The organism is Arcicella sp. LKC2W, assembly GCF_034931005.1.
Taxonomy (GTDB): Bacteria; Bacteroidota; Bacteroidia; order Cytophagales; family Spirosomataceae; genus Arcicella.
Genome location: NZ_JAYGIN010000009.1, coordinates 98,640 through 121,867 on the forward strand (window position 1 = coordinate 98,640; position 23,228 = coordinate 121,867).

Below are 23,228 nucleotides of genomic sequence, written 5' to 3' on the forward strand. Positions count from 1 at the left end.
TTATAATTAAGAAGCCGTTGGCATTTGAATAATTCTCACATTACAGTTTACCGTAACATTGTTTGTCATACAGGTTACGTTAATGTCACCATTCACAATTTCACTATCAAGTAATTCTATTCCATAATTACTTTTACAATCTGCATTAATGACGGCAATACTATTGTTTGTACCAACTGCATCAGTCATCCAAATAGTAAATTCAAATTCTCCTTCGGGAGCTGTAGCAAGTAAATCGTCATCAGCAATAAAATCATAGAAAAAAATGATCCTATTGGTAGCAGCTTCCGAAAGAAAAACACCTTGACGAACCCCAGTAGCTGTTGAGTTAAGATCTGAAGCATCAAAGATTGAATTGAGTAGCAAAGTATTTGAGCCTTTCAGCTTGCCAATTACCTTGAAATTGAGAGAAGAAATGTCTAAAGGAATGCTTACTCCAGCTTGATTTTTAGTGAAAAAATTAATGGGAACAACAATTGTTGTACCTGCACGGAGTTTGAAAGAAATGATTTTTGGACTATTATCAATAACTGCCATCAGCTTTTTTTCCGAAAAATAAAGGCTTTATGATGGCTCAAAAAGGACAAAAGCAATGAGTTAAAACTCATTGCTTTTGTCCTTAAACATATTCGTAAATCTGTATAAAAGGATAAATACTATTAAAATAATTAGACATTCAATTGCTAAAACTTGAGCAATAAGATTCATTGTTTCTTTTGAAATCATACATTAAGTGTTATTAAAATAATAAAGGTTGACTACTACCATCTTGAAAAACCTGAATAAATTTTTCAGTTCCTAAAGGCTCATCACCATTCCACCCGTTTGGCATTTGATTATTATCAATCAGGAATTTGATTCTATCAACTTCTTGCTCATTCAAAATGTCAACTTTTGGTTTGTTGCTAACTTCAGCCCATTCGTTAATTAGCTTTTGAATCATTAATATCCTATTTAGAAATACTATTCTGGATTCAATCGTTAAAGGACCTAAACGATTCTGATTTTTTGCTAATATTCCTGATTTAAGTCTTTTCCCAGATGGTTGTCTAAGCCTATTTTTAGTTAATCGCATTTCGTTATAAATAATCCGTAGGTGCATCAATGGCTTTAGATAATTCCATTGTGGCATTTGAATAATAGTTTCAAGTGCTTTGTCATGACTCGCTAAAGGACAGCCAATACAACCAGTTCTGGCATTTACTTCTTCAGCTTCATCACCACCATAAGCATCTGCCAACAATTGTGTTTGCCAACAGCCATGTTCTTTTCGTGGAGCAAATATTTTTAACCAATCCCAAACTGTACAAACTCGCCAATGAAGTAAAGGAGCTAATTTTGCTCCAACAGTATCAGATAAATCTTTCTGAAACCATCCCTGTCCACATTCGGCACCATTTTTACCGCAACTCATTGCAATTCTACCATCACGAACCGCCGATTCTCCTTGTCTTACACCAGTCAAAATTAAAAGACGTTCACCAAACTCTTTATAAAGTTCATCAATTGCTGTCTGCATCGGGTCTAACTTAATCTGTCGAGTACACCATCTAAGTGTATTATTATTCGGAGGTGGTACACCACGACCCAAAATATACACTAAAAACCGTTTATCCATTTCTGCTGTTACGACCCTAACATCAATGCCTCTTGCTTTTAATTGATTGATAATAGAAAATGCTGAATATTGAAGTGGTGTTAATTCCATACGGGTATCTGCATATAAAACTGTCAACGACTTAGGTTTTGGAATCTGTCCCGATTCTATCAAAGCAATAGTAAGTGTCAATAATGCAGTTGAATCTTTTCCACCAGACCAAGCAATGCACCAGTGTTTATAGTCATTTGCATACGCTTGAAAACTCCTTATTGTCAGCTCTATACATTCGTCTAAGGTAACTCTCTCAGAGTCCCAAAAGCTAAGTTGTTTTCTTGACATTTTTCTTATGTTTTCGTCCAATGTGTGCTTTTAGGCTATACTGACTTATACCTATAAAATCATCACAATGAGGACATTTTAAATTAGTTTTTACAAATTCCTGTAATTCGTTTACGTCGCTGGCGGTGTCTTTTGCTAACTGGAGGAGTGATGAAAACTCAACTATAACATTCTTACCTAAGAAATTACAATTAAATGAAGCATCTCTAACTACTTGATTTGCCTTTTCTATTTCTCCAGTTTTAAGGAAGTCAGCAAACTTTTGCTTACTGACTTCCAATTGGTTAAGTCGGGTTTGGTAGTAGCTCACTCTTTTCCTACATAAGTTTCAACCTTGACTTGCTGAGAGATTGCTCTCATAAATTCACTCATCATCCAAGAAATATGCTCTTCTTTATCCCAAACCTTAGATTTATGCCCTCTTTCAATAGATGCTCTCAAACCTTGAATAAAAGCATTTGACAAAGCTTTAAAACCTTCTTGATTCATTTCAGCATCATCATCCAAAAAAACAGTTAACATACCTAAATCATCACAAGAAAAAGCCACATCTACTTCACTTAGGATAGCTTTATTTGTCAATTCATCTAACTTAAGGTTCATTGTTGACTCTGCTTTGATGCTGAAATTAATTTCCATTACTCACCTCCTTTTCTTCTGAGCCTTCTTCAAACATTTGAGATTCTAACTCATTTAACACTTCTCCCAGTGCTTCTATTTGTTGACCATCATCTTTCTTAATCTGACTAAGAATATCTGGAATGTTTATAGCTACTTCAGTTTTATTAATCTTTGGTAAATATGGTATAGCCTCTGGAAAATTTTCTGTTATTCTTTTGTAAGTTCTCAGGTTAATTAGTAATGATTCAACTTGAATAAATAATCCATTATAAGCTTTTTCTGCATCTTGTATTAGATTATACTCCTGCATTAATTTATTAGAAATATCCTCATCTGGAGTAAAGTTTACTATGTAAATTTCATCTGTTGGAATCCTATCTACATGAATTTCAACATAGTTCCATCCGTTACCACATAACTTTATAGTATTTGTAGATTTCAAAAAAACATTATCATTTGTTTTAAAAACATCCTTTATTTTTGAAGGGACTGTTTTTAAATATTCAGTTCTTAATTTATCTGCAAACTCTTTCTTCAAATCATCAATTTCTTTCTGATTTAATCTAAGAATACTTTTCGTAATATCATTTGCTGTTGATTTTGAAATATTCATTTTACTTTTGTTTTTGAGTTTTAAAAATTCGATTGAAGTCGGGTAGTGGATTGAACACTACCTGACTTTTTTAATTAATAGCCTCCGAACTGGAGGTATTCTGATTCTCTTCAAGCATTGATTCTATCCTCTTTAATATTTTGAATAGTAGTTCTTAATGCTTGAGCATCTTTCTTTACTTTTTGCAATGCAACTCTGACTCTTGTTCCAGCAGCTGCATTTCCACCTTCATCAAACTTGATGACATCTTCTTCTAAAGAGTTCACAAGTGCTTTTAATTCATCGTAAGCTTTCATAATTGTATTTGTTTATTGTTAAAAAATTGATTGAAAATTAAAATGGTAAATCGTCATCCTGAGCCGTTCCATCACCAACAACAGCAAATGGTAAAGCTGAAGCTTGTGGATTGGTAGAAATTGGAGCTTGAGCTTTGGGAGCTGGAGTTGAGATTTTTACTTGAGAAATAATGTGCTTTTTGTAGTCAAGAAAATTCTTATACACTATATCTAACCTCAATTGATTCTCAAGCTTTGGAGTTATCACTTCCTGCTGAACAACTTTTAAGCAAGCTGGATAATTTTTTTCGTCCATCTTCTCATAATACTTTTCTTGAATATTCATGAAAGGTTCTTCCTTTGGTTTGAATCTCACTGGAGATAATTCAAACATATAGTCCAAATGGGTTTGGGCTTTCACAAATGGATAAAACAATTGAATCCACAAGTATGAGTTAGTTTTTATGGTAACAATCCCTTGAGGTGTAGCCATCACCACAATACACTTTACGGAAGGATTAAGATTTTTTCTGATCAATAAATTCTTACCTTCTTCAACGGAATACATTCCTTGAATGCTTTTGTTTTTATCATTGATATAGACATGATTTTCGTTGGTGAAATATGGACTTGATTGATACCTTATTTTACCGATATTATCCCAAGCCTCAAAAATCATAAATGAACCAATGTAAAAACCTTTGAGTGAAGGAACTGGAGTATCTACAAATGTTCCATTTTCTAATTTTGTAGATACCATTACTGGTGTAATTTCACCTTCAGGTGTTGTGTTTAATCTTACTTCTAAACGTTCAAAAACATTTAACGTTGGCTTTTTTTCGCCAATACTTTCCTGCTGGAGTGTTCTCCAATTTGATACTTGTGTCATGAAAATTGTTATTTAATTGTGAATGATTTGGAATATGTTAACCTACTTGTATAAGCTTTCCTGAGTCGATAGCTGCTTGAATATCTTTAACCGAAAAATATAATGTTTTTAGGGTTGCAAAATCAGCTACTTTAATGTGTGATACATGGGCTTTATCTCCAGTGCCTTGATAATAATACTCTGAGATATAGATTACGGAGTTCTGTTTTTCACTGTACCAGAACGTATTTAGCTTAGGTATCATCTTGTACTATTTTTAGAATTGAATGAAACATGATATTTATTTAGAAAAAATATTATTACTCAAAAAAAACAGACACACACATATTGCCTTCCTACTTTTCCTACAATCCTACAACTCCTACATTTCCTACACGTTTCCTACACTTTTTAAATAGAAAATATATGTTTTAAAAAGAATAAAATATTAATAATCAGTTTCTTATAAAATTTGTAGGAGTTGTAGGAATTGTAGGAATGGATATTTTAACTTTTTTTTAAAAATATTCATTTTTTATATTTCTAAAATCAGCCTAAAATGGCTAACCTATTAAATTTCAATTCTTTAGACTAAATACTACTGTTTCCTACAAAAACTACACTTTGTAGGAAAAGCACCCTATTTTGTAGGAAACTTCTTTTAAAACTTCGGTTCTGCTGTATCAAAAGGTAATTGTGAATCAACTTTTTGCAAGTTTCTTTCAGCTTCAGCAATCTTATTCCGCTTGTATTCCAAATTACTGGCTAAATAAATATTGCACTTTTTGTAGTCAAATACCATTACAGAGGTCACAGATTGCTGTCCTGTCATTCTATGTGATTCCTTATGCTCAAGAAAGCCGTTCCAGTCCTTTAATTTTTGTCTCAAGGTTGCTAACATCAGTCCAGGCTTTCGGTGAATTTCATAATGCTTTGTCAGGTAATAAGCATGAATATCTTTCACTTTGATTGCTATTCTGCTACTGTCAATCATTTCAAACTCTCTGCAATGCTGAACCAATCCTTGGTTATGAAGGAATAATATAATATCCCAAAACTGTTGTATTGTTCCTCCAGTATCTCTTTTTTCCGTTTGTGAAACTAACGTTAGTTTCATATACGTAAGTAGTTTTTCATGTGTAAAAGGCAACTGATATTTCGTTTCAAGTAGCTTGTACATCGTTGAAATGATAGAGTAATTTTCCAGAATACGGTCTGGAGCTCCAACGTCGGCAAACTTCTCTCTGCTATTTTTGTACTCCTCCTTAAAAAACTCTCTGAATTCTCCAATTATCAATTCTCTATTCTGGAGCAACTCACAAAGTACACTTGTTACACCATCTTCCTCCAGCTCCTGAAGAGCATTGAAATTCTTAATCGTTTCTTCAGAACGGATGTTAGTATTGTAGTCAATCAAAATCAAACGTTGTAATAAAGGGTCATCAGCTGGGTATTCGTTACCTGTGATGATTACACCTGAGTTAATTGGTACGGTTTCTGAACCGTATCGACTGCCTAAGGTTGAACGTTCATAACCGAAGCGGTCGTAAATACCTGTTAAGGTTTTGATAACAGACATCTCTAATGAGTTTACAAACTCTTCCATCACTGCCACTGCATTGACATACTGAGCTAATTTTCTGATTTTGGCCTTGTCAGTATTGGCTTTTTCTGAAAGCTTCAACGGTGGTTGTGGATCACCAAAAAGCATTTGTATTTTGAGGGCCAAAGTTGACTTTCCCGAACCACCTTCACCGTAGAGAAACAAAAGAGGAAAATTATTTCTAAACTTGTAAATCACATCCGAAAAAATACAAGCAACTGAAAACAACATGACTACCATTGAGGCATCTCCAAAAGCTTTGTAATAGAGGTTTGCCCAATTCTCAAATTTAACTTTGCCTTCTTTAAAGGTGAATTTTCTTTCATTCAAATACTGAGTGTCATCGGCTGGCTTTGAGTAAGGAATAAAGTAATTAGCTTCGTCCATCGTTACGATTCCATGCTCATCAACTTCATTGAATTTGTCAGTTAAGACACCATTGGCAAACGTAAAGAATCCATCTTTATACCAGCCTAAAGTATCTAATTGAAAGCAAGGTTTTTCATCAGCAAACCATTTACCTTTTAGTTTCTCAAAGATTGCTTTTGAACCCCAAAATCTGTAATCACCTTGAGCCTCAGTAAATTCCTTAAACAAACCTTGAGAAGTAAGCTGTTTGGTTTCAATATCAATATTAGCTTTTCGGTTTCGGTGGTTGGTTAGTTCAATTACTCTTTTTGCTCCGTTTGCCATTCGGATATGATAGAGGATTTTGAGGGTAAAATTTGATATTTGATTCAGGTCAATTACTCTTTCTGAGTAATTAAATGATGCTTCAAAATATCCGTATTCGGTTTCAATTACTCCAAAGTTGAGGGCTTGAAGCTTCCATCTGGAAACCATTTCTCTTTGCTTTTCCTGATTTTGTCTGAGTAGTGTTGTCAGTTCGTTACCGTATCTGAATGATAATTCGTTTCGAGAATCATCCAAAACGACTGGCATGAATTGACCGTCGATAAACTCAAAAGCCGTGCCTTTCCAAACGAAATTTCTTTGCTGAATATATTCTCCGTAGGTCTGATAAAAAGTATTTACATGGTTTGTACCAAAGTAAATCTTGAGCATTTTTTCAGACTTCTGACCAACGTTTAGGCCTGCAAAGTATTCACTGGCTTTGTCAAGTTTCTTAATGTCATCTAATATCTTGTCTTGTTGATCCTTAAAGTGGATCAGTAAATCATCTAAACCCTTACCATGTTCTATAAATTCTTTTTTGATTGACATAAAATACACTCTCTTGAGTGTAGAATTATCATCATTCATTAGGGTTTCACAAGCATGAGTAAACTTCTGTACAGCTGAAAGAAATTGAGCGGGTCGTAAGCTTAAATCCTTGTTTTCTTCCCAGCGGATAGTAAAGGTATCTGCATCTGTAAGATAGACAATTGTCTTTACTTTACACCGTTTTATCAGCCTTGCAATATCACTGTGAAGGTCCTTTGAACCTTTACCGTTTATGAAGGCTTGAATTCCTGGAATAGCTATGATATCACAACCCAAAAGGTTAGCTTTGAAAGCTTTCTTTTCACCTTCAGTAACGTACAAAATAGGAATCGTTGTACTATCTTGAAACTTCTCAATTATACCTTTCGGAAAGAATGGTACAAGAGCTGCTCCAGCTGGATGCAGATATTTTGTATCATCCATCGGCTCACGGAGTCTCTCACGATATAGCCACTTGGTTGGAGTGTTTTTTGTACCAGTTTCGTAGGTGTAAACACCTTTGTCAAGGGTCGGATATAAGATTCTTAGATTACCGTAATTACTTTCAACAGAAAAATAGTTTGTTCTACCACCATGAGTTTCATCATCGACAGCCAACTGGAGTAAATTATCCTCTTCAGATATTCCGTATTGATCAAGAAAGGCTTTGAATTCCTTTTGATAGGTTTCTATGTTATCAGAATTGGAGTCTTTATTAAGTTTCTTATTACTCATTGTGGTTATCGGTAATGAATTTTTGATAATTTTCTTGAAGTTTTATTAAGAGCTTTCTATTGTAGTTAATCTCTTTCTCAGCTGTTAATAAATTATTGGGGTCTTTAACTTGTTTTCTGAAATTTTCCCAGCCTGTTATTTGGGACTTTACAAAAGCCATTTGTTTGTCCAGTTTATCTTTCTCAGATTTTTTGTTAATTACCATCGTCGTATGGATTAGATTAGCAAGTGAATCACGGTGAAAATCATTGCTACAACTAAACTACCCACAACAATGTCCATCCAGAAAGGCATTTCATTTTCGTTGATTTCAACTACTTCATTAGTGTTTTTCATTTCATATCTTACTTCACGGTAAGAATATGGAACAATTGCAGGTTTATTCTCAAGCAAAATAATTGCTTTGTGAATAGCTTCGTGATGGCTTGAAAGCTCTTGTCTTACTGACTTATGAGTATCTGCTTCAGATAGTTTTCTTAGACAGATTTGCTTAGAAAACTTTAGAGACTCAAGGTTATTATTAACCTCATCAGCTGCCCATTTTTTATGTTCTCCAGCATTAATTTCTTGAATCAACTGGACTGCACTTTTTGTGATTTTGAATGATGTTTTCATGATTTCTAATTGTTTAAAAGGTTAAGAAATAACTGGGTGAAAGTTTCACCCAGTTATTTCTATCACTAACACACCACGTAGTCAAAATTTTGATTACGTTTAAAAATGTCGGCAGGAAAGAACTTTTCTGGAAGGGCCGTACAAACTTCCATAGTAGTAGTGTGATGGCTGGCACACTACTGTTTTAAATACTTCAATGGTATGACCAGATGGTATTTGTACACAAGCGTAATTAGATAACCTATTTTTTTTGATGGTTTCGAAGCCATCGTTTTAAATCCTTAGTTTGTTCGTAAGCCATTCCAATGGCGAAGGCTATTAGGAAAATGCAAAGGCAAGCAGTTGTTAAAATCATAGTATTAGTTGTTTAATTCTCTTCATTTGAGTTGGAGAAGGAGTTGCTACTCCTTTACTAATATTTTGTAAGTTTCTATCAACTCTTACTGGAATAATGCCTCTATCATTTGCGTGAAACTTTTCGATATAAGCAAAAATCCATTCGTTTGGTAGCTTATCTTTTATTGACTTAAATTCCTCTTTAAGTTCTCTTGTTGCTGTTTTAGACATACCGTTTAATAGAATTATTGATTTTTGTTAGGTATATGGTTGATTCAATATTTATATTTGTATCGTTACATATATAACGATACAAAGGTTAAAAAATAGTTTAATATATTCAACTATTTTAACCAAAATATTTAACTATTGCCTTAATTTAGAATGAATATAAATAAACACTTCGGTCAAGCTCTAAAAAAATATATAGAAGAGAAGGGTATTGCAATAAATAAACAAGCAGAGAAATTAGGAGTGTCGTATCAAGGATATTTAAAATATTTTGAATCTGAGAATCCTCGTTTATCTACAAAACAAAAAATACTTAATAGTTTAGGTATTACAGAAGCTTTGCTACTTGGAGATTTAGGCCATGATGAGATGGTTTCAAGAAAAGATTATGAAAAGTTGTTAGTTGAAAAAAATCAGCTACTTGAAGAAGTTGCACAATATCGATTAGAAAAAATAAAAATGTTAGAGGCACAAAATATCAGGGCGGAAAGCCCTATTCATCAAGCTTCTACACTTCATCAATAAAATATTTTTTAGAATAAATTAAATCTACCTATATGTTTGAATTTATTGGGCTACTGTCAATAATAGTAGTTGTTTTATATTTTATAAAAAGGAATGATAATAAGTTTATTCAACAATCTAAAAAAGTTGAGATTCCATATATAATTGATAATAAAATTGAAATTTCTCCCGAAATGTGGGAAAAACTTAATGACTCATACTTTGAAGATAATTCGATTGATGACATCTTAAATGTAAATGATGATTTAATAATCAATTGTGCAGGCTTTCAATATAATGAAGCAAGTTTAGTTAAGAAGTTTAAAAAAGGTTCAATAGTAGAGTTAATCCCTGACCCTAATAATAAAGCTGATAAAAATGCCATAAAAATATACTATGAAGGATTTCTCATCGGCTTTGTTCCAAGAGAGTATTGTAATGAAGTTTATGAAATTTTATTGGGTGAATATTCAGCTTCCATTTATCATTATGATGGTCGTCGCAAAGATTTTTTTAAGTTACAAATAATCATAAATAAAGTAAAAGAATAATTCTATGAAACATTTAAACAGTATGTACAAGCCACTTCCATTAATCATTTTAGCCTTATTGTTAATCGGTATTTATAGTAGTTTTAAAAAAATGGATAGACCTGTTGAGGAATATGCAATGTTAATTATTGAACCAAGGTTAATGTCAAATAAAGTTACGATTTCTGTTGATTATGGAGAAAAGAGAGGAATTTTTGAAAGAGATATGATTAAAGATGAAAATGGAAGGATTGTGAAATTTAATACTGCAATTGATGCTATGAACTGGATGTCGTCGCAAGGTTGGACTTTTGTTTCCGCTAATGCAGCTGGTTCTGCAAATTCGTCTCAGTATTCTCAGCAAATGATTTTTGCTCGTCAACGTCAATAAAAAACGGTTTTTACTTTCAAATTTTATATAACACGCTCGTAGTCAATAATGATTGTGAATCATGTCGGTTAACAAAACCTCTCAGCAATGAGAGGTTTTTTGTTTTATAGCCAATCTGTTTAAGCTAAACTTTTCGGAACAAAAAAGCCCTTGAAAATTAATTCAAGGGCTTTTTACTTTTTTCTATCTTCTTACAAATTAGTCAAATCAAAACCTTCCATAAAAGCAGTTGTGAAATTTCCTGATTTGAAACGTTCATCATCCATCAATTTAATATGGAATGGAATCGTTGTTTTAACCCCTTCAATCACAAATTCTTGTAAAGCACGTTTCATTCTTAAAAGCACTTCTTCACGGCTCTGACCCGATACAATCACTTTCGCAATCATTGAGTCATAGTTTGGTGGAATGGTGTATCCAGAATAAACATGGCTATCAATACGTACTCCGTGACCACCAGGCAAATGTAAATTAGTGATTTTTCCTGGCGATGGACGGAATCCATTTGAAGGGTCTTCAGCATTAATTCTACATTCTAAGGCGTATAATTTCGGGAAATAATTTTGTCCAGAAATAGCTACACCCGCTGCCACTTTGATTTGCTCCTTAATTAAGTCAAAATCGGTAACTTCTTCTGTAATTGGGTGTTCTACTTGAATACGAGTATTCATTTCCATGAAATAGAAGTCTCCGTTTTTATCCAATAAGAATTCAATCGTTCCTGCACCTTCATATTTGATGGCTGCTGCACCTTTTACGGCTGCAATACCCATAAGCTCACGTATTTCTGGCGTAAGAGCTGGAGAAGGCGTTTCTTCACAAAGTTTTTGGTGACGACGTTGAATCGAACAATCACGCTCTGACAAGTGACAAACTGTACCGAATTGGTCACCCACGATTTGAATTTCAATGTGACGAGGCTCTTCTACATATTTCTCCATGTAAAGTCCATCGTTTCCAAATGCCGCTGCTGATTCAGTTTTGGCATCATCCCAAAGTTTTTCAAATTCGTCTTCGTGACGGATAATACGCATACCACGTCCACCACCACCAGCCGTAGCTTTGATGATAACGGGATATTTAATTTCTTTCGCTAAGACTTTTGCTTCCTCAACCGTATCAATCAAACCTTCAGAACCTGGAATAACAGGTACTCCAGAGTTTTTCATGGTTGCTTTAGCAGTTGCTTTATCTCCCATTGAATTAATCTGCTCAGCAGTTGCTCCAATAAATTTGATACCATATTCAGCACAAATTCTTGAAAACTCAGCATTTTCAGACAAAAATCCATAACCTGGGTGAATGGCATCAGCCCCTGTTACTTCGGCGGCTGAGATAATGGCAGGAATATTCAAGTACGATTGACGACTTGGTGGAGGTCCAATACAAACAGCTTCATCAGCAAATTTAACATGGAGACTTTCTCGGTCGGCAGTTGAGTAAACTGCTACCGTTTTGATTCCCATTTCTCGACACGTTCTAATGATGCGGAGGGCAATCTCACCACGATTGGCAATAAGTATTTTTTTAAACATTTTTTTAGGTATGAGGTATGAGATATGAGGTATGAGATATGAGGCAATCATCTAATAATTCTGACAATAATATCAGTGATGGACACCTCATAATTCATACTTCATACCTCATACCTAAATTATTGTTCTACAACAAAAAGAGGTTGGTCAAATTCAACTGGCGTTGCATTTTCTACCAAAACTTCAACGATTTTACCTGAAATTTCAGCTTCAATTTCGTTAAATAATTTCATTGCTTCGATGATGCAAACAGTTTTACCTTTTGAAATCTCTGTTCCAATTTCCACAAATGAAGCCTTATCTGGACCCGCAGAACGGTAGAAAGTACCAATCATTGGAGATTTGATAGTTACTCTATTTGAAGCAACAGGTGCAACAACAGGTGCTGCTGCTACTACTGGAGCGGCTACGGCGGCAACTGGTGCAGCTACTACTGGAGCGGCTACTTGTTGCACAACTGGAGCAACGCCATATCTTTTTACTGATAATTTTAATTCTGAGGTTTCAATATTTACCTCATCAAGCGTTGACTGTGCAATAAAGTCAAGGAGTTTTTGAATTTCTTTATTTTCCATGTTTTATATTAGGGGTTAGGAGTTAGTATTTAGGTTTTAGTGGTTGGCGACAAACCTAACTCTTAAAACCTAAGCACTAAAACCCAAAATTAATTTTTCACTCTTTCAACATACTCATAAGTACGAGTATCTACTTTAATTTTTTCGTCTGTCTGAATAAACAACGGAACAGTAATTGTTGCTCCAGTTTCAACAGTAGCAGGTTTTTTAGGGGCATTGGCTGTGTCACCTTTGATTCCGTGTTCTGTATAAGTCACTACTAACTCAACAAACATTGGCATTTCGCAAGAAATAGGCAAATCAGTTTCTGTATTAATCAAAATTTCAACTTCTTGCCCTTCTTTCATCAAGTCCGAAGCCTCAACCATTTCTTTATTGACAGTAATTTGCTCAAACGTTTCATTATCCATGAACGTAAAACCAAATTCTTCGGCATAAAGATATTGAAAAGCACGACGTTCTACACGTACAGGGTAAATTGTTACACCTGAGTTGAAGGTATTGTCAATTACTTTTCCAGAAGTTAAAGATTTCAATTTTGTTCTCACAAAGGCTGGACCTTTCCCTGGTTTTACATGAAGGAATTCAATAATTGAAAACAAATCGTTGTTGTATTTAATTACTAATCCGTTTTTAATGTCTGCGGTATTTGCCATTTTTGTTTAGTTATCAGCTATCTGCTGATATTTGTTTACTTTGGTATTTTCTTTATTTCAATATTATTAAACGGAAGTATATACTTAGTGTCGCAGGTTAAATTTGAGTCGAAAAAACCTCACTCGTGCGACGGTCGCCCCAACCCCTCTCCGATGGAGGGGTCGGGGGTGAGGTTTTGCGACATTAAGTACATACTTTCGTTATTAAAATTATCGTATTTGATACTTTAAAAACACGTTGTAATTATATGCATCCTGTGCAATATATAACCAGTTCATCATATCAGCCATTTTTTCAGCACGTATTTCAAATGCCCAACGATTTTTTGTCAAGCCAAATCCAGCCAAAAAGCCTGTTGTATTTATAAAAAAGTTGGAAATTGAACTAAAGTTATCAGATTTAAGTAATTTACCAAATCCATAACCTGCCGCAACATAAGGTCTTACACCTTGATTTGCCAGAATTTGATACTTAAATAATAAATTAATTTTGACAAAACTTGTATATGTTTTATTTCTTTGCCCAGCACTTTGCAACCAAGTCTCAACTCCAATACGCCATCTATTTCTATTACGAGGGATTACGTAATCCAATCCAATTCCAACTATCGGATATATATCTTGTGTAGTTTCAGTAAAATAATTTTGTTTTATCGTTGTTGAAGAAATACCTGCCATTATAGAAATTTCTGTTGAACTTTTTCCTTTTTTTTCACTTACTACGGTCTTGTCTCCAACACATTGATTATATTTCTTAAAAAACCTTTCTAAATCATCAGCAGTAAAGGCTAACATTGGATAAGTTTGTGTAATATCACATTCATTAAGAAATGTAAGTTGAGTTTTATATAGCTTGTTTTCTCCTAAATACTTCACTCCATTTTTAAAGAATACCGACTTTTGAAGAATTAACTCCTCAACAGTATTAACGCCCTTTTTTGAGAAATAAAAATGCTGTTTTTTATCTTTATCTGTAAAAGAATATAGGGTCGCACTTCCTTTAACTAAAATTCTCAAAAAAAGCGTTGTATCTGGAACAACAAAATTGGTTTCTGTTGTAATACCCGCTTCTAAAATTTTTTTATCTTCATAAGGAGAAAGGTCTATTGAAACTTTATGGCTTTCATAAAGTTCATTATTATCACTCACGTAAAAAGACTTTATTTGTAGAGGGTTTTTCCTTTCTATTTTGTTATTTATATTATGTATAAAAGAAATAGAAGCAGGATTTTTCAACCAGTCTTTATTATCAATATTACCCTGAAGTGTATCTCCTGTATTTGTAACAATATACCCTTTTACGAAATTTTGTTGTGAAAAAGAGTTTAATATTATAGTGGTTGATAACAGTACGAGTAATATTAATTTTCTCATTTTGTTTAAATCTTGTGGTATAAATTAATTGTTTGTACTATATTTCACTATTTATATCAAGGTTTCTTAATTCAAAACCCTAAATCGCCCATTTCAAGTAAATACTTCCCCAAGTGAATCCACCTCCGAAGGCAGCTAAGATTAAATTATCTCCTTTTTTCAATTGAGACTCATAATCCCACAAACACAATGGAATGGTTGCTGCGGTTGTATTTCCGTATTTTTGAATGGTCATCATTACTTTTTCGGGCCCCACTCCCATTCTATTTGCCGTTGCGTCAATAATACGTTTATTGGCTTGGTGTGGTACTAAGAAAGCGATATCGTCGCCCGTCAAATTATTCCTTTCCATAATTTCGGCTGAAACATCTGCCATTCGGGTTACAGCAAATTTAAAAACTGCCTGACCTTCTTGGTGAATATAATGCCATTTATTATCAATCGTCTCATGAGTTGGCGGATATGCACTTCCACCTGCTTTTTGAATCAAGTGGTTTGCTCCTGCTCCGTCCGACTTCAAAATAAAGTCCTGAATACCAAGTCCTTCATAATTTGCTTCTAATAAAACAGCCCCTGCTCCGTCTCCAAAAAGTACACAAGTGGTACGGTCTGAATAATCAACAATTGACGACATTTTATCGGCTCCAACCACAACTACTTTTTTGTACCGTCCTGATTCTATGAACATTGCACCTGTTGTAAGGGCATTCAAAAAACCAGAGCAAGCAGCAGCAATATCATAAGAACCCACTTGTGGAATACCTACGGCATGAGCAATGATATTAGCAGTTGCAGGAAAAAAATGGTCAGGTGAAATAGTGGCACAAATGAGCAAATCTATTTCTTCGGGATTTGTATTGGTTTTAGCTAATAAGCCTTTAACCGCCTCGATTGCCATTACAGATGTTCCTTTTCCTTCTCCTTTCAAAATATGACGTTGTTTGATTCCCGTTCGAGAAGTTATCCATTCGTCATTGGTATCAACAAGTTTTGCAAGGTCAGCATTCGAAAGAATATCTTCGGGAACGTATCCCTGTACACCTGTAATTGCAGCAGTAATTTTGGTCATAATGTTTTTTGAGGTATTAGGGATTAGGTATTAGGCAGGCGAATTTCCGCTGTTGGGTGATGGACAAAATTAAGGATTTGTAAATGTATTAATAAAACTGAGTCATATTAATACCCCAAAATACGTTTGTAAATCCTTAACTTAATACCTAATACCTACGACCTAATACCTAAAAAAACCTACCGTAATGCTTCTTTAATTTTTTCAGTAACTTTAGATTCAACCACCTTACGGCAAAGGTGAACCATATTTTTTGCCGCCGTTGCCGACGACGAACCATGAGCAATTATGACATTTCCGTTTACCCCAATTATCGGACTGCCCCCCACAGCTTCGTAATTTGTTTTATCCAAAAACTCATCTCTAATTCCTCTATCTTTCATAATTCCGTAGAGAGACTCGCCCATTTTCAGAAGAATATTTCCAGTAAAACCATCTGTAACAATAACATCTGCTTTTCCCTTGAAAAAATCCTTTCCTTCAATATTTCCTATAAAATTAATAGAAGAGTTTTCTTTCATTAATTTATAAGCTTGCTGAGCGACCAATGAACCTTTTTCCTCTTCTTCTCCAATATTCATCAAAGCTACTCTCGGAGAATCAATACTCATCGTGGCTTCAGCATAAATAGAGCCTAATACTCCAAATTGAGCAAGCATTTCTGGTTTTACATCGGCATTTGCACCAATATCCAAAATCACGGCTAACTTACCGTCAATTTGTGGGGCAAATCCAGCAATTGGTGGACGTTGAACGCCTTCAATGGTTTTGATTGAAAATAACGACCCAACCATCATTGCACCTGTATTGCCCGCCGAAGCAAAGACATCAATCTCGCCTGTCTTTAAAAGTTTAAACCCAACTCCGATACTGGAATTGGGTTTAGATTGTAATGCTCTAACAGGGTGTTCACCCATTTCAATAGTCTCATTTGCTTCAACAATTTCAATGTTAGTCCCTTTATAGTTCTGATTATCAATTATTTGCTGAATATCCTGCACCTTACCTATCAATACGATGGTAGTGTCAGCAGGTATTTCGTTAGCTGCTAAAATGATTCCTTCTACGATTGCCTTGGGAGCAAAGTCTCCGCCCATTGCATCAATACCTATCTTCATTAATATATTTTTCTGGTTAAACAATCTGACCACAAAAATAACAGTTTATGAAGTGTTAAACAGTATTTTTTCGTAAAAATAGTTTCAAAGTTTGAGTTTATTTTAAAATATCTCAATCTTTGAAACTATCAGGATGTTATTGTTATAATGTTCAATTCGCTGTTAAACAATCTGCAAATTTTAAAATAATTTGATTTACACCATTACTTTAAAACTGAATTTTGTTGATTGGAAATTGAGTATTAATCAATAGTTAGTTTATCTTATACTTGAGCTGCGTAGCCTTCAACTACCATTTTGCCTTTGTACATAAGATTTCCTTCAAATACGTGCGCACGGTGACGTAAGTGAATTTCGCCAGTCGTTGGGTCAGTAGTGATGGTCTTTGGAGTACCGAAGTCGTGTGAACGTCTTTTATCTCTACGAGTCGTCGAGTGTCTGCGTTTAGGATGTGCCATTTCTTTATTTCCTTAATTTATGATTCTTTATTTATTTTAATACTAATTTTCTCTTAATTTCATTAAAGCTGCCCAACGTGGGTCTATCGGCTTTTCTGTGGACTCTTCAATTTCGTCATCGTCTTCATCATCTCCTTTGAGCGTTGAATAAACAATTTCACCTTCATCCTCTACCTCTTCATCATTCCATTCAAAATCATCGTCATCATCACCAAAATCGAAATTATCGTCATCATCTTCATCTTCTCCCAATTCTTCTTCTTCGTATTCGTCTTCAAATTTTTTCATCAGACTTTCATACGTAACCTCATCTTGGGTGAATCTTGGATGCAACTTCTTAATTGGAATTTGCAAGCCAATAAAATCAAAAATATCCTGAGCAACGTTGATATACTGTGCATTACGGTCTATCAACATTAATTCTTCTGTGATTTCTTCGGTACGGTCAGAAAATTTCAAAATCATTTTCTGAGTAATATCGAAAGGAAAATCAAAGGTATCCAAACTACGGTCACAAGTTAATTCTACATTACCAACTATCTTGTAAACCATTTGAATCATCGTTTCATTTTTATCTAAAACGATGTTTGCTTTAAAGTTTCCTTTAGAAATCAAATCTTGTTCAAGTGATACAAAAAAATCATCATCACCTTCAAATTCATGCAAATGTTGCTTGTTTTCGAGGCGAAATATGTCAATTTTATAAGTATTTAAGATGCTCTTTTTCACAGACTTTCATTGAAAAGACTGCAAAATTAATGAGTTTTTTTTAGAAAGAAAAGGAATGTTTTAAAATTAGTTCTTAGTTACCATTTATCACTTATTGAAATATGTCCTATTAACGCACAAAAAGTGTCCGAAAACGAACACTTTTTACTTACACTATACACACAATCTACACATTATCAAGCACTTATCTTTATGGCACAAGATTGGTCTATTAAATTTCAAGTGTATTTCATAGGAATTTGTTTATGTTAATAAATAAATTTTGTCTCAAACTTATTATCATCATGTTGCGGAATTATATAAAAATCGCTTTTAGAAATCTTATCAAGAATAAGGTTTATTCTTTTATCAATATTGCTGGATTGGCGGTAGGTATGGCGGTTGCTATGCTTATTGGGCTTTGGATTATTGATGAATTATCTGCTAATAAACATCACAAAAACTTTGAAACGCTTTATCAAGTTAAAATGCACCAAACTTTTGACGGTCATAGAGGTACGCAAGATGCCCTTCCGTATCCGATGGGTGAAGAATTACGAGCTAAATATCCTGACTTCAGAGCCGTAGCAATGTCGGATTGGGGAGGTGGACATTCTTTGGTCATTGGCAATCAAAAATTTAATAAGGTTGGTCATTTTTTGGACAAAGAAGGCATTGATATGTTTTCGTTAAATGTATTAAAAGGAGATAAAAAACCTTTGAAAGAACCTTATTCTATTGTTTTAACAGATGAATTTGCTCAAATTCTTTTTGGTCAACAAAACCCCATTGGGAAAGTTTTGAAAATGGATAATCAGGTAGATTTGAAAGTAACAGCTGTGGTTGAAAAACAGCCTAAAAATGCTTCTTACCAATTTGATTATTTAATGCCTTGGCATTTACAAGAGAAAATAAACCCTGATATTCAGTTCAATACATGGGGAAATAATTCGTTTCAAGTTTTTGTTCAATTAAAGGGAAATGTTAATCCTGAAAATACTATTGCCCAAATAAAAAATGTGGTTTTGAGTCATTTCAAAGGAGATAAGTTGATGGAAAATAGCGTAAAACCTGCTGTTTTTATTCATCCAATGGCAAAATGGAGACTCTACAATGAATTTACAGATGGAATTAACACAGGTGGCTTTATTAAATATGTAAGATTGTTTGGGATTTTTGGTCTGATTGTCTTGGTAATTGCTTGTATCAATTTTATGAATTTAAGCACTGCACGTTCTGAAAAAAGAGCTAAAGAAGTGGGCGTTCGTAAAGCAATGGGGTCGGGTAGAGAACAACTGATTGGGCAGTTTTTGAGCGAATCTTTGCTGATTTCATTCGTGGCTTTATTTTTTGCCATTGGTATCGTAGAATTAGCTTTACCTTCATTCAATAAACTCACTGAAAAAGCGATAACATTACAAGTTAGCAATCCATTTTTTTGGGGTGTTATGATAGCATTTACTGTCTTCACGGGACTTTTGGCAGGCAGTTACCCTGCACTTTATTTATCATCATTCAACCCTGTACGGGTACTAAAAGGCACAATCAGAGTGGGGAAAAGTGCTTCATTGCCACGCCAAGTATTGGTGGTATTGCAATTCACCTTTTCAATTGCTTTGATGATTGGAACCATTATTATTTACCAACAAATTCAGTACGGTAAAAATCGACCAATTGGCTACGACAATAAGGGTTTAATATCGGTATTTAGTTCTAATGATTTGATGAAAAACTACGGCATACTGCAAAATGAATTAATGGCTTCTGGGGCAATTTCTTCGATGTGTAAAACTTCATCACCGCCTTATACAACTTGGAGTAATAACAGAGGTTGGGAATGGAAAGGGGCAAGACCAGAAGATAAATCGGTGATTTTTTCAACGATTGCGACCAGCTACGATTATGCAAAAACCATTGGTATAAAATTAAAAGCAGGACGAGATTTCTCTACTGAATTTTCTACCGATTCATCGGGCGTTATTTTGAATGAAGCTGCCGTAAAACGTATGGGTCTTAAAAATCCTGTTGGCGAACTGCTAAAATGGGATGGGCGTGACCTTAAAGTCATAGGTGTTGTACCGAATATGCAGATGGATTCTCCATTTCAAGCGGTAATGCCCTTGACGGTTGTGTTTTCAAAAACTTGGGTAAACTGTATTTGCTTGAGAATTAATCCCAATATTTCAGCGTCGGAGGCTATCAAAAAAATGACACCCATTTTTGATAAATATAATCCAGGATTTCCGTTCGACTATCAATTTACAGATGAAGAATACGCCAAGAAATTTAATTATATAGAATTGATTGGAAATTTATCTTTGGTAATTGCATTTTTGGCAATTTTCATCTCGTGTCTGGGCTTATTTGGTTTGGCTTCGTTTATGGCAGAACAACGTACCAAAGAAATTGGCGTTCGCAAAGTATTAGGGGCAAGTGTGTTGAATATTACAACTTTATTATCAAGAGATTTCTTAAAATTGGTTATCATTTCAATTGTAATTGCCTCACCAATAGCCTATTACATAATGCAACAATGGTTACAAGATTATGAATATAAAATCAGTATTGGAGCGGGTGTTTTTCTGATGGTTATGATTGTAGCGATTGCAATTGCCTTATTGACAGTGAGTTATCAGGCTATAAAAGCGGCTTTGGCAAATCCTGTAAAATCATTGAGAACGGAGTAGATATTTACCTTTTAATGACAAAAAAATGTTTAGAAACTACTTAAAAATAGCCATCAGAAATCTTCTGAAAAATAAAGTTTACAGTATCATCAATGTCGTTGGTTTATCCATCGGCATTAGTGCTTGTTTGGTCATTTATTTACTTGTGAGCTTTGAATTTAGCTACGAAAATTTTCAACCCGAGCGTGACAGAATTTATCGAGTAACTTCTGGATTTAAGGGTTTAGATGGCAGTTTTAATCAAAATTCTGGCATTTCTGCACCAATGCCTTTGGCGATACGCAAGGAATTATCAGGTATCGAAAAAGTAACGGCATTTCATGCTTTTTGGGGCAGTGTAACTATAGCAACTGGCAAACAGAACAAGAAAATATTACCCAAAGATGAATCTGATATTATCATTTGCGAATCTGAATATTTTGATATTTTTAAATACGAATGGTTACAAGGAAATCCCAAAACGGCACTCCTTTCGCCCAATGAGGTAGTTTTAACTGACCAAAAAGTGGAACAATATTTTGGTAAAATTCCACTTGAACAAGCCATCGGACGTAAACTTTATTATCGGGATTCGCTGGTGGCTACGGTTACGGGTGTCGTAAAATCACAACCTAAAAATTCAGATTTTACTTTCAACGATTTTATTTCCTTTAAAAGTATTGAAGCTAAAAATTGGCGACATGAATTTAGTTTAGACGAATGGACGAATACCAATTCGAGTTCACAAGCCTTTGTGAAACTTACCAAAGGAACAAATGTCCATAAAATGGATGCTCAATTTCCTAAATTTCTGCTGAAACATTTAGACCAAAAAGACCAATGGAATCACGGACGGTCATTGCAACTCCAAGCACTTACGGACGTGCATTTTAATACCAAATTGCAAGGAAATTATGGTAGAACGGTTCATTTGCCAACTTTGTATATCCTCATCGGAGTTGCCATTTTCTTGCTTTTGATTGCCACCATCAATTTCATCAATTTATCAACGGCACAGTCTATCAATCGAATAAAAGAAATTGGCGTTCGTAAAGTTTTGGGGAGTAGTCGCAAGAGTTTGATTTTCCAATTTATGACCGAAACCTTTGTTATTACGTCGGTAGCGGTGTTTTTCTCGGTTATTTTGGTTGAACCAATCCTTTGGGCTTACCACGATTTTATTCCGACAAATCTACATTTTGACGTTTTTCAACCTCAAATTTTAGGTTTTTTGTTGACAATATTGGTTGTAACAGCCTTCTTTTCTGGGCTTTATCCTGCTTGGATTATTTCATCTTATAATCCGATTTCATCTATCAAAAATCAATTACCAAGCGGACAAAATCAAACCGTATTTCTTCGTAAATCGCTGATTACTTTTCAGTTTACTTTCTCGCAAATATTCATTTTGGGAACAATTTTGGTAGCCGCACAAAGTCGTTTTATGCTTACCAAAGACATGGGATTTAAGAAAGATGCCATCGTATATTTCCCAACAGATTGGCACGAGAACGGCGACAAGAAAAACGTTTTAATCCAAAAATTAAAGCAAATCCCTGAAATTGAGACAATTAGTATTGGCGATGCTGCCGCAAAAAATGGTTACTCAACCCAAAGACTCAAATATTTCAATGGCAAACAAGAAGTAGAATTTGACCCACATCGGCGGTCGGTTGATGTAAATTTCATTCCGATGTATGGTTTGAAAATCATCGCAGGGCAAAATATCAGCAAAAGCGATACTTCTAAAGATTTTGTGATTAATGAGGCTTTTGTAAAGGCTATGGGACTAAAAAAACCGCAAGATGCCATTGGTAAAATGTTAAATTATTGGGACACCAAAGGTAATCCCATGAAATTCCCGATTGTGGGTGTGGTAGCTGATTTTCATTTTAGGTCTTTGCACAATGTGATTCAACCTTTATTTATTGTTTCTCAACCCAAAGAAGCGGTGAATATTAGCGTAAAAATTAAGTCCGAAAATACTTCCGAAAAGGGCATAACGGCAGTTTTAGCAAAAATGAAAAAGGCATATAATGAAGTTTATCCCGAAAGTGAACAAGTTTTTGAACCTCAATTTTTTGATAAAACCATTGCTAAATTTTACGATGCGGAAAAGAAAATGTCTCAATTGTTGAATACTGCAACGGCAATTGCCATTTTAATTTCTTGCTTAGGCTTGTTTGGATTAGCGGCTTTTGCCACTACGCAACGCACCAAAGAAATTGGCATCAGAAAAGTTTTAGGGGCGAGTGTCAAGCAAATTGTGGGACTTTTATCGAAAGATTTTATCAAATTGGTACTCCTTGCCATCATTATTGCCAGTCCGATTGCCTATTATTTTATGAATCAATGGTTACAAGATTTTGCCTACCGAATCAATATCGAATGGTGGTTCTTTGCTTTAGCAGGAATCATTGCCATTATAATTGCATTATTAACAGTGAGTTACCAAGCCATTAAAGCGGCAATTGCCAATCCTGTGAAATCGTTGAGGACGGAATAATTACTGAATATTAACGCAGGCAGGGTTTGAACCCTGCCTGCGTTGAAATGTCTAAAAAATAATTTTAAAATATTTTCAATTCTACTGTAACCTTTCTCC

25 protein-coding genes are annotated in these 23,228 nt (G+C 34.5%); 5 read left to right on the forward strand and 20 right to left on the reverse strand.

The window, feature by feature from the left end; genetic code table 11:
• Positions 1–6: 6 nt before the first annotated feature.
• The 12 genes from VB796_RS08775 to VB796_RS08830 form a co-directional block, all read right to left on the reverse strand.
• Positions 7–537 (reverse strand): hypothetical protein, encoded by a 531-nt coding sequence (locus VB796_RS08775; protein ID WP_323346153.1) that lies wholly within the window; start codon positions 535–537, stop codon positions 7–9.
• Positions 538–739: 202 nt separating this feature from the next.
• Positions 740–1,939, reverse strand: a complete 1,200-nt coding sequence (locus tag VB796_RS08780; protein ID WP_323346154.1) for a phosphoadenosine phosphosulfate reductase family protein — start codon at positions 1,937–1,939, stop codon at positions 740–742.
• The gene (locus tag VB796_RS08785) at positions 1,920–2,249 is read right to left on the reverse strand and encodes a hypothetical protein (RefSeq protein ID WP_323346155.1); all 330 of its coding nucleotides are present in this window, start codon (positions 2,247–2,249) and stop codon (positions 1,920–1,922) included. The genes VB796_RS08780 and VB796_RS08785 overlap by 20 nt, the downstream gene beginning before the upstream one ends.
• On the reverse strand, positions 2,246–2,578 hold the full coding sequence (locus VB796_RS08790) for a hypothetical protein (RefSeq protein ID WP_323346156.1): 333 nt from the start codon (positions 2,576–2,578) through the stop codon (positions 2,246–2,248). Before VB796_RS08790 ends, VB796_RS08785 begins: the two co-directional genes overlap by 4 nt.
• Positions 2,568–3,173 (reverse strand): hypothetical protein, encoded by a 606-nt coding sequence (locus VB796_RS08795; protein WP_323346157.1) that lies wholly within the window; start codon positions 3,171–3,173, stop codon positions 2,568–2,570. Before VB796_RS08795 ends, VB796_RS08790 begins: the two co-directional genes overlap by 11 nt.
• 110 nt (positions 3,174–3,283) lie before the next feature.
• Positions 3,284–3,469, reverse strand: a complete 186-nt coding sequence (locus tag VB796_RS08800) for a histone H1 (protein ID WP_323346158.1) — start codon at positions 3,467–3,469, stop codon at positions 3,284–3,286.
• A gap of 37 nt (positions 3,470–3,506) precedes the next feature.
• Positions 3,507–4,337, reverse strand: coding sequence for a hypothetical protein (locus VB796_RS08805; protein ID WP_323346159.1), 831 nt, complete (start codon positions 4,335–4,337; stop codon positions 3,507–3,509).
• A gap of 37 nt (positions 4,338–4,374) precedes the next feature.
• Positions 4,375–4,581 carry a hypothetical protein gene (locus tag VB796_RS08810; protein WP_323346160.1) on the reverse strand — a complete coding sequence of 69 codons (207 nt, stop codon included), beginning with the start codon at positions 4,579–4,581 and terminating at the stop codon, positions 4,375–4,377.
• Positions 4,582–4,977: 396 nt separating this feature from the next.
• On the reverse strand, positions 4,978–7,857 hold the full coding sequence (locus tag VB796_RS08815; RefSeq protein WP_323346161.1) for a DUF3854 domain-containing protein: 2,880 nt from the start codon (positions 7,855–7,857) through the stop codon (positions 4,978–4,980).
• Positions 7,850–8,062 carry a hypothetical protein gene (locus VB796_RS08820; protein WP_323346162.1) on the reverse strand — a complete coding sequence of 71 codons (213 nt, stop codon included), beginning with the start codon at positions 8,060–8,062 and terminating at the stop codon, positions 7,850–7,852. The genes VB796_RS08815 and VB796_RS08820 overlap by 8 nt, the downstream gene beginning before the upstream one ends.
• A gap of 11 nt (positions 8,063–8,073) precedes the next feature.
• Positions 8,074–8,472 (reverse strand): hypothetical protein, encoded by a 399-nt coding sequence (locus tag VB796_RS08825; protein WP_323346163.1) that lies wholly within the window; start codon positions 8,470–8,472, stop codon positions 8,074–8,076.
• A gap of 351 nt (positions 8,473–8,823) precedes the next feature.
• Positions 8,824–9,039: a hypothetical protein gene (locus tag VB796_RS08830; protein WP_323346164.1), complete on the reverse strand. Its 216-nt coding sequence runs from the start codon at positions 9,037–9,039 to the stop codon at positions 8,824–8,826.
• Positions 9,040–9,192: 153 nt separating this feature from the next.
• On the opposite strand from VB796_RS08830, the gene VB796_RS08835 reads away from it, so the two are divergent.
• The 3 genes from VB796_RS08835 to VB796_RS08845 are packed head-to-tail and all read left to right on the forward strand — an operon-like array spanning position 9,193 to position 10,464.
• Positions 9,193–9,564 carry a helix-turn-helix transcriptional regulator gene (locus tag VB796_RS08835; RefSeq protein WP_323346165.1) on the forward strand — a complete coding sequence of 124 codons (372 nt, stop codon included), beginning with the start codon at positions 9,193–9,195 and terminating at the stop codon, positions 9,562–9,564.
• A 32-nt stretch (positions 9,565–9,596) separates the two neighbouring features.
• Positions 9,597–10,094, forward strand: a complete 498-nt coding sequence (locus VB796_RS08840; RefSeq protein WP_323346166.1) for an HIRAN domain-containing protein — start codon at positions 9,597–9,599, stop codon at positions 10,092–10,094.
• A gap of 4 nt (positions 10,095–10,098) precedes the next feature.
• A complete protein-coding gene (locus VB796_RS08845; protein ID WP_323346167.1) occupies positions 10,099–10,464 on the forward strand; it encodes a hypothetical protein in 366 nt (121 codons plus the stop codon).
• A gap of 191 nt (positions 10,465–10,655) precedes the next feature.
• Here VB796_RS08845 and accC read toward each other — a convergent pair whose 3' ends face one another.
• The 8 genes from accC to VB796_RS08885 all read right to left on the reverse strand — a co-directional run bounded on the left by accC (position 10,656) and on the right by VB796_RS08885 (position 17,978).
• The gene (accC, locus tag VB796_RS08850) at positions 10,656–11,999 is read right to left on the reverse strand and encodes an acetyl-CoA carboxylase biotin carboxylase subunit (protein ID WP_323346168.1); all 1,344 of its coding nucleotides are present in this window, start codon (positions 11,997–11,999) and stop codon (positions 10,656–10,658) included.
• A 119-nt stretch (positions 12,000–12,118) separates the two neighbouring features.
• On the reverse strand, positions 12,119–12,574 hold the full coding sequence (gene accB / locus VB796_RS08855; RefSeq protein ID WP_323346169.1) for an acetyl-CoA carboxylase biotin carboxyl carrier protein: 456 nt from the start codon (positions 12,572–12,574) through the stop codon (positions 12,119–12,121).
• 89 nt (positions 12,575–12,663) lie between these two features.
• Positions 12,664–13,230: an elongation factor P gene (gene efp, locus VB796_RS08860; RefSeq protein ID WP_323346170.1), complete on the reverse strand. Its 567-nt coding sequence runs from the start codon at positions 13,228–13,230 to the stop codon at positions 12,664–12,666.
• A 210-nt stretch (positions 13,231–13,440) separates the two neighbouring features.
• Positions 13,441–14,604: a hypothetical protein gene (locus tag VB796_RS08865; protein ID WP_323346171.1), complete on the reverse strand. Its 1,164-nt coding sequence runs from the start codon at positions 14,602–14,604 to the stop codon at positions 13,441–13,443.
• Positions 14,605–14,683: 79 nt separating this feature from the next.
• Positions 14,684–15,673, reverse strand: a complete 990-nt coding sequence (locus VB796_RS08870) for a beta-ketoacyl-ACP synthase III (RefSeq protein WP_323346172.1) — start codon at positions 15,671–15,673, stop codon at positions 14,684–14,686.
• 179 nt (positions 15,674–15,852) lie between these two features.
• Positions 15,853–16,791: a phosphate acyltransferase PlsX gene (plsX, locus tag VB796_RS08875; RefSeq protein ID WP_323346173.1), complete on the reverse strand. Its 939-nt coding sequence runs from the start codon at positions 16,789–16,791 to the stop codon at positions 15,853–15,855.
• 263 nt (positions 16,792–17,054) lie between these two features.
• Positions 17,055–17,249 carry a 50S ribosomal protein L32 gene (gene rpmF / locus VB796_RS08880; protein ID WP_109743353.1) on the reverse strand — a complete coding sequence of 65 codons (195 nt, stop codon included), beginning with the start codon at positions 17,247–17,249 and terminating at the stop codon, positions 17,055–17,057.
• 42 nt (positions 17,250–17,291) lie between these two features.
• Positions 17,292–17,978, reverse strand: a complete 687-nt coding sequence (locus VB796_RS08885) for a DUF177 domain-containing protein (RefSeq protein WP_323346174.1) — start codon at positions 17,976–17,978, stop codon at positions 17,292–17,294.
• 284 nt (positions 17,979–18,262) lie between these two features.
• Between VB796_RS08885 and VB796_RS08890 the strand changes: the two genes are divergently transcribed.
• Positions 18,263–20,644, forward strand: coding sequence for an ABC transporter permease (locus tag VB796_RS08890; protein WP_323346175.1), 2,382 nt, complete (start codon positions 18,263–18,265; stop codon positions 20,642–20,644).
• A 25-nt stretch (positions 20,645–20,669) separates the two neighbouring features.
• Positions 20,670–23,129, forward strand: a complete 2,460-nt coding sequence (locus VB796_RS08895) for an FtsX-like permease family protein (RefSeq protein ID WP_323346176.1) — start codon at positions 20,670–20,672, stop codon at positions 23,127–23,129.
• Positions 23,130–23,228 lie beyond the last annotated feature (99 nt).

Excerpts from the sequence above, each read along its gene's own strand:
- VB796_RS08775 (WP_323346153.1), bottom strand. The coding sequence starts at position 537 with ATGGCAGTTATTGATAATAGTCCAAAAATCATTTCTTTCAAACTCCGT.
- VB796_RS08780 (WP_323346154.1), bottom strand. The coding sequence starts at position 1,939 with ATGTCAAGAAAACAACTTAGCTTTTGGGACTCTGAGAGAGTTACCTTA.
- VB796_RS08790 (WP_323346156.1), bottom strand. The coding sequence starts at position 2,578 with ATGGAAATTAATTTCAGCATCAAAGCAGAGTCAACAATGAACCTTAAG.
- VB796_RS08795 (WP_323346157.1), bottom strand. The coding sequence starts at position 3,173 with ATGAATATTTCAAAATCAACAGCAAATGATATTACGAAAAGTATTCTT.
- VB796_RS08800 (WP_323346158.1), bottom strand. The coding sequence starts at position 3,469 with ATGAAAGCTTACGATGAATTAAAAGCACTTGTGAACTCTTTAGAAGAA.
- VB796_RS08805 (WP_323346159.1), bottom strand. The coding sequence starts at position 4,337 with ATGACACAAGTATCAAATTGGAGAACACTCCAGCAGGAAAGTATTGGC.
- VB796_RS08810 (WP_323346160.1), bottom strand. The coding sequence starts at position 4,581 with ATGATACCTAAGCTAAATACGTTCTGGTACAGTGAAAAACAGAACTCC.
- VB796_RS08815 (WP_323346161.1), bottom strand. The coding sequence starts at position 7,857 with ATGAGTAATAAGAAACTTAATAAAGACTCCAATTCTGATAACATAGAA.
- VB796_RS08820 (WP_323346162.1), bottom strand. The coding sequence starts at position 8,062 with ATGGTAATTAACAAAAAATCTGAGAAAGATAAACTGGACAAACAAATG.
- VB796_RS08825 (WP_323346163.1), bottom strand. The coding sequence starts at position 8,472 with ATGAAAACATCATTCAAAATCACAAAAAGTGCAGTCCAGTTGATTCAA.
- VB796_RS08830 (WP_323346164.1), bottom strand. The coding sequence starts at position 9,039 with ATGTCTAAAACAGCAACAAGAGAACTTAAAGAGGAATTTAAGTCAATA.
- VB796_RS08835 (WP_323346165.1), top strand. The coding sequence starts at position 9,193 with ATGAATATAAATAAACACTTCGGTCAAGCTCTAAAAAAATATATAGAA.
- VB796_RS08840 (WP_323346166.1), top strand. The coding sequence starts at position 9,597 with ATGTTTGAATTTATTGGGCTACTGTCAATAATAGTAGTTGTTTTATAT.
- VB796_RS08845 (WP_323346167.1), top strand. The coding sequence starts at position 10,099 with ATGAAACATTTAAACAGTATGTACAAGCCACTTCCATTAATCATTTTA.
- accC (WP_323346168.1), bottom strand. The coding sequence starts at position 11,999 with ATGTTTAAAAAAATACTTATTGCCAATCGTGGTGAGATTGCCCTCCGC.
- accB (WP_323346169.1), bottom strand. The coding sequence starts at position 12,574 with ATGGAAAATAAAGAAATTCAAAAACTCCTTGACTTTATTGCACAGTCA.
- efp (WP_323346170.1), bottom strand. The coding sequence starts at position 13,230 with ATGGCAAATACCGCAGACATTAAAAACGGATTAGTAATTAAATACAAC.
- VB796_RS08865 (WP_323346171.1), bottom strand. The coding sequence starts at position 14,604 with ATGAGAAAATTAATATTACTCGTACTGTTATCAACCACTATAATATTA.
- VB796_RS08870 (WP_323346172.1), bottom strand. The coding sequence starts at position 15,673 with ATGACCAAAATTACTGCTGCAATTACAGGTGTACAGGGATACGTTCCC.
- plsX (WP_323346173.1), bottom strand. The coding sequence starts at position 16,791 with ATGAAGATAGGTATTGATGCAATGGGCGGAGACTTTGCTCCCAAGGCA.
- rpmF (WP_109743353.1), bottom strand. The coding sequence starts at position 17,249 with ATGGCACATCCTAAACGCAGACACTCGACGACTCGTAGAGATAAAAGA.
- VB796_RS08890 (WP_323346175.1), top strand. The coding sequence starts at position 18,263 with ATGTTGCGGAATTATATAAAAATCGCTTTTAGAAATCTTATCAAGAAT.
- VB796_RS08895 (WP_323346176.1), top strand. The coding sequence starts at position 20,670 with ATGTTTAGAAACTACTTAAAAATAGCCATCAGAAATCTTCTGAAAAAT.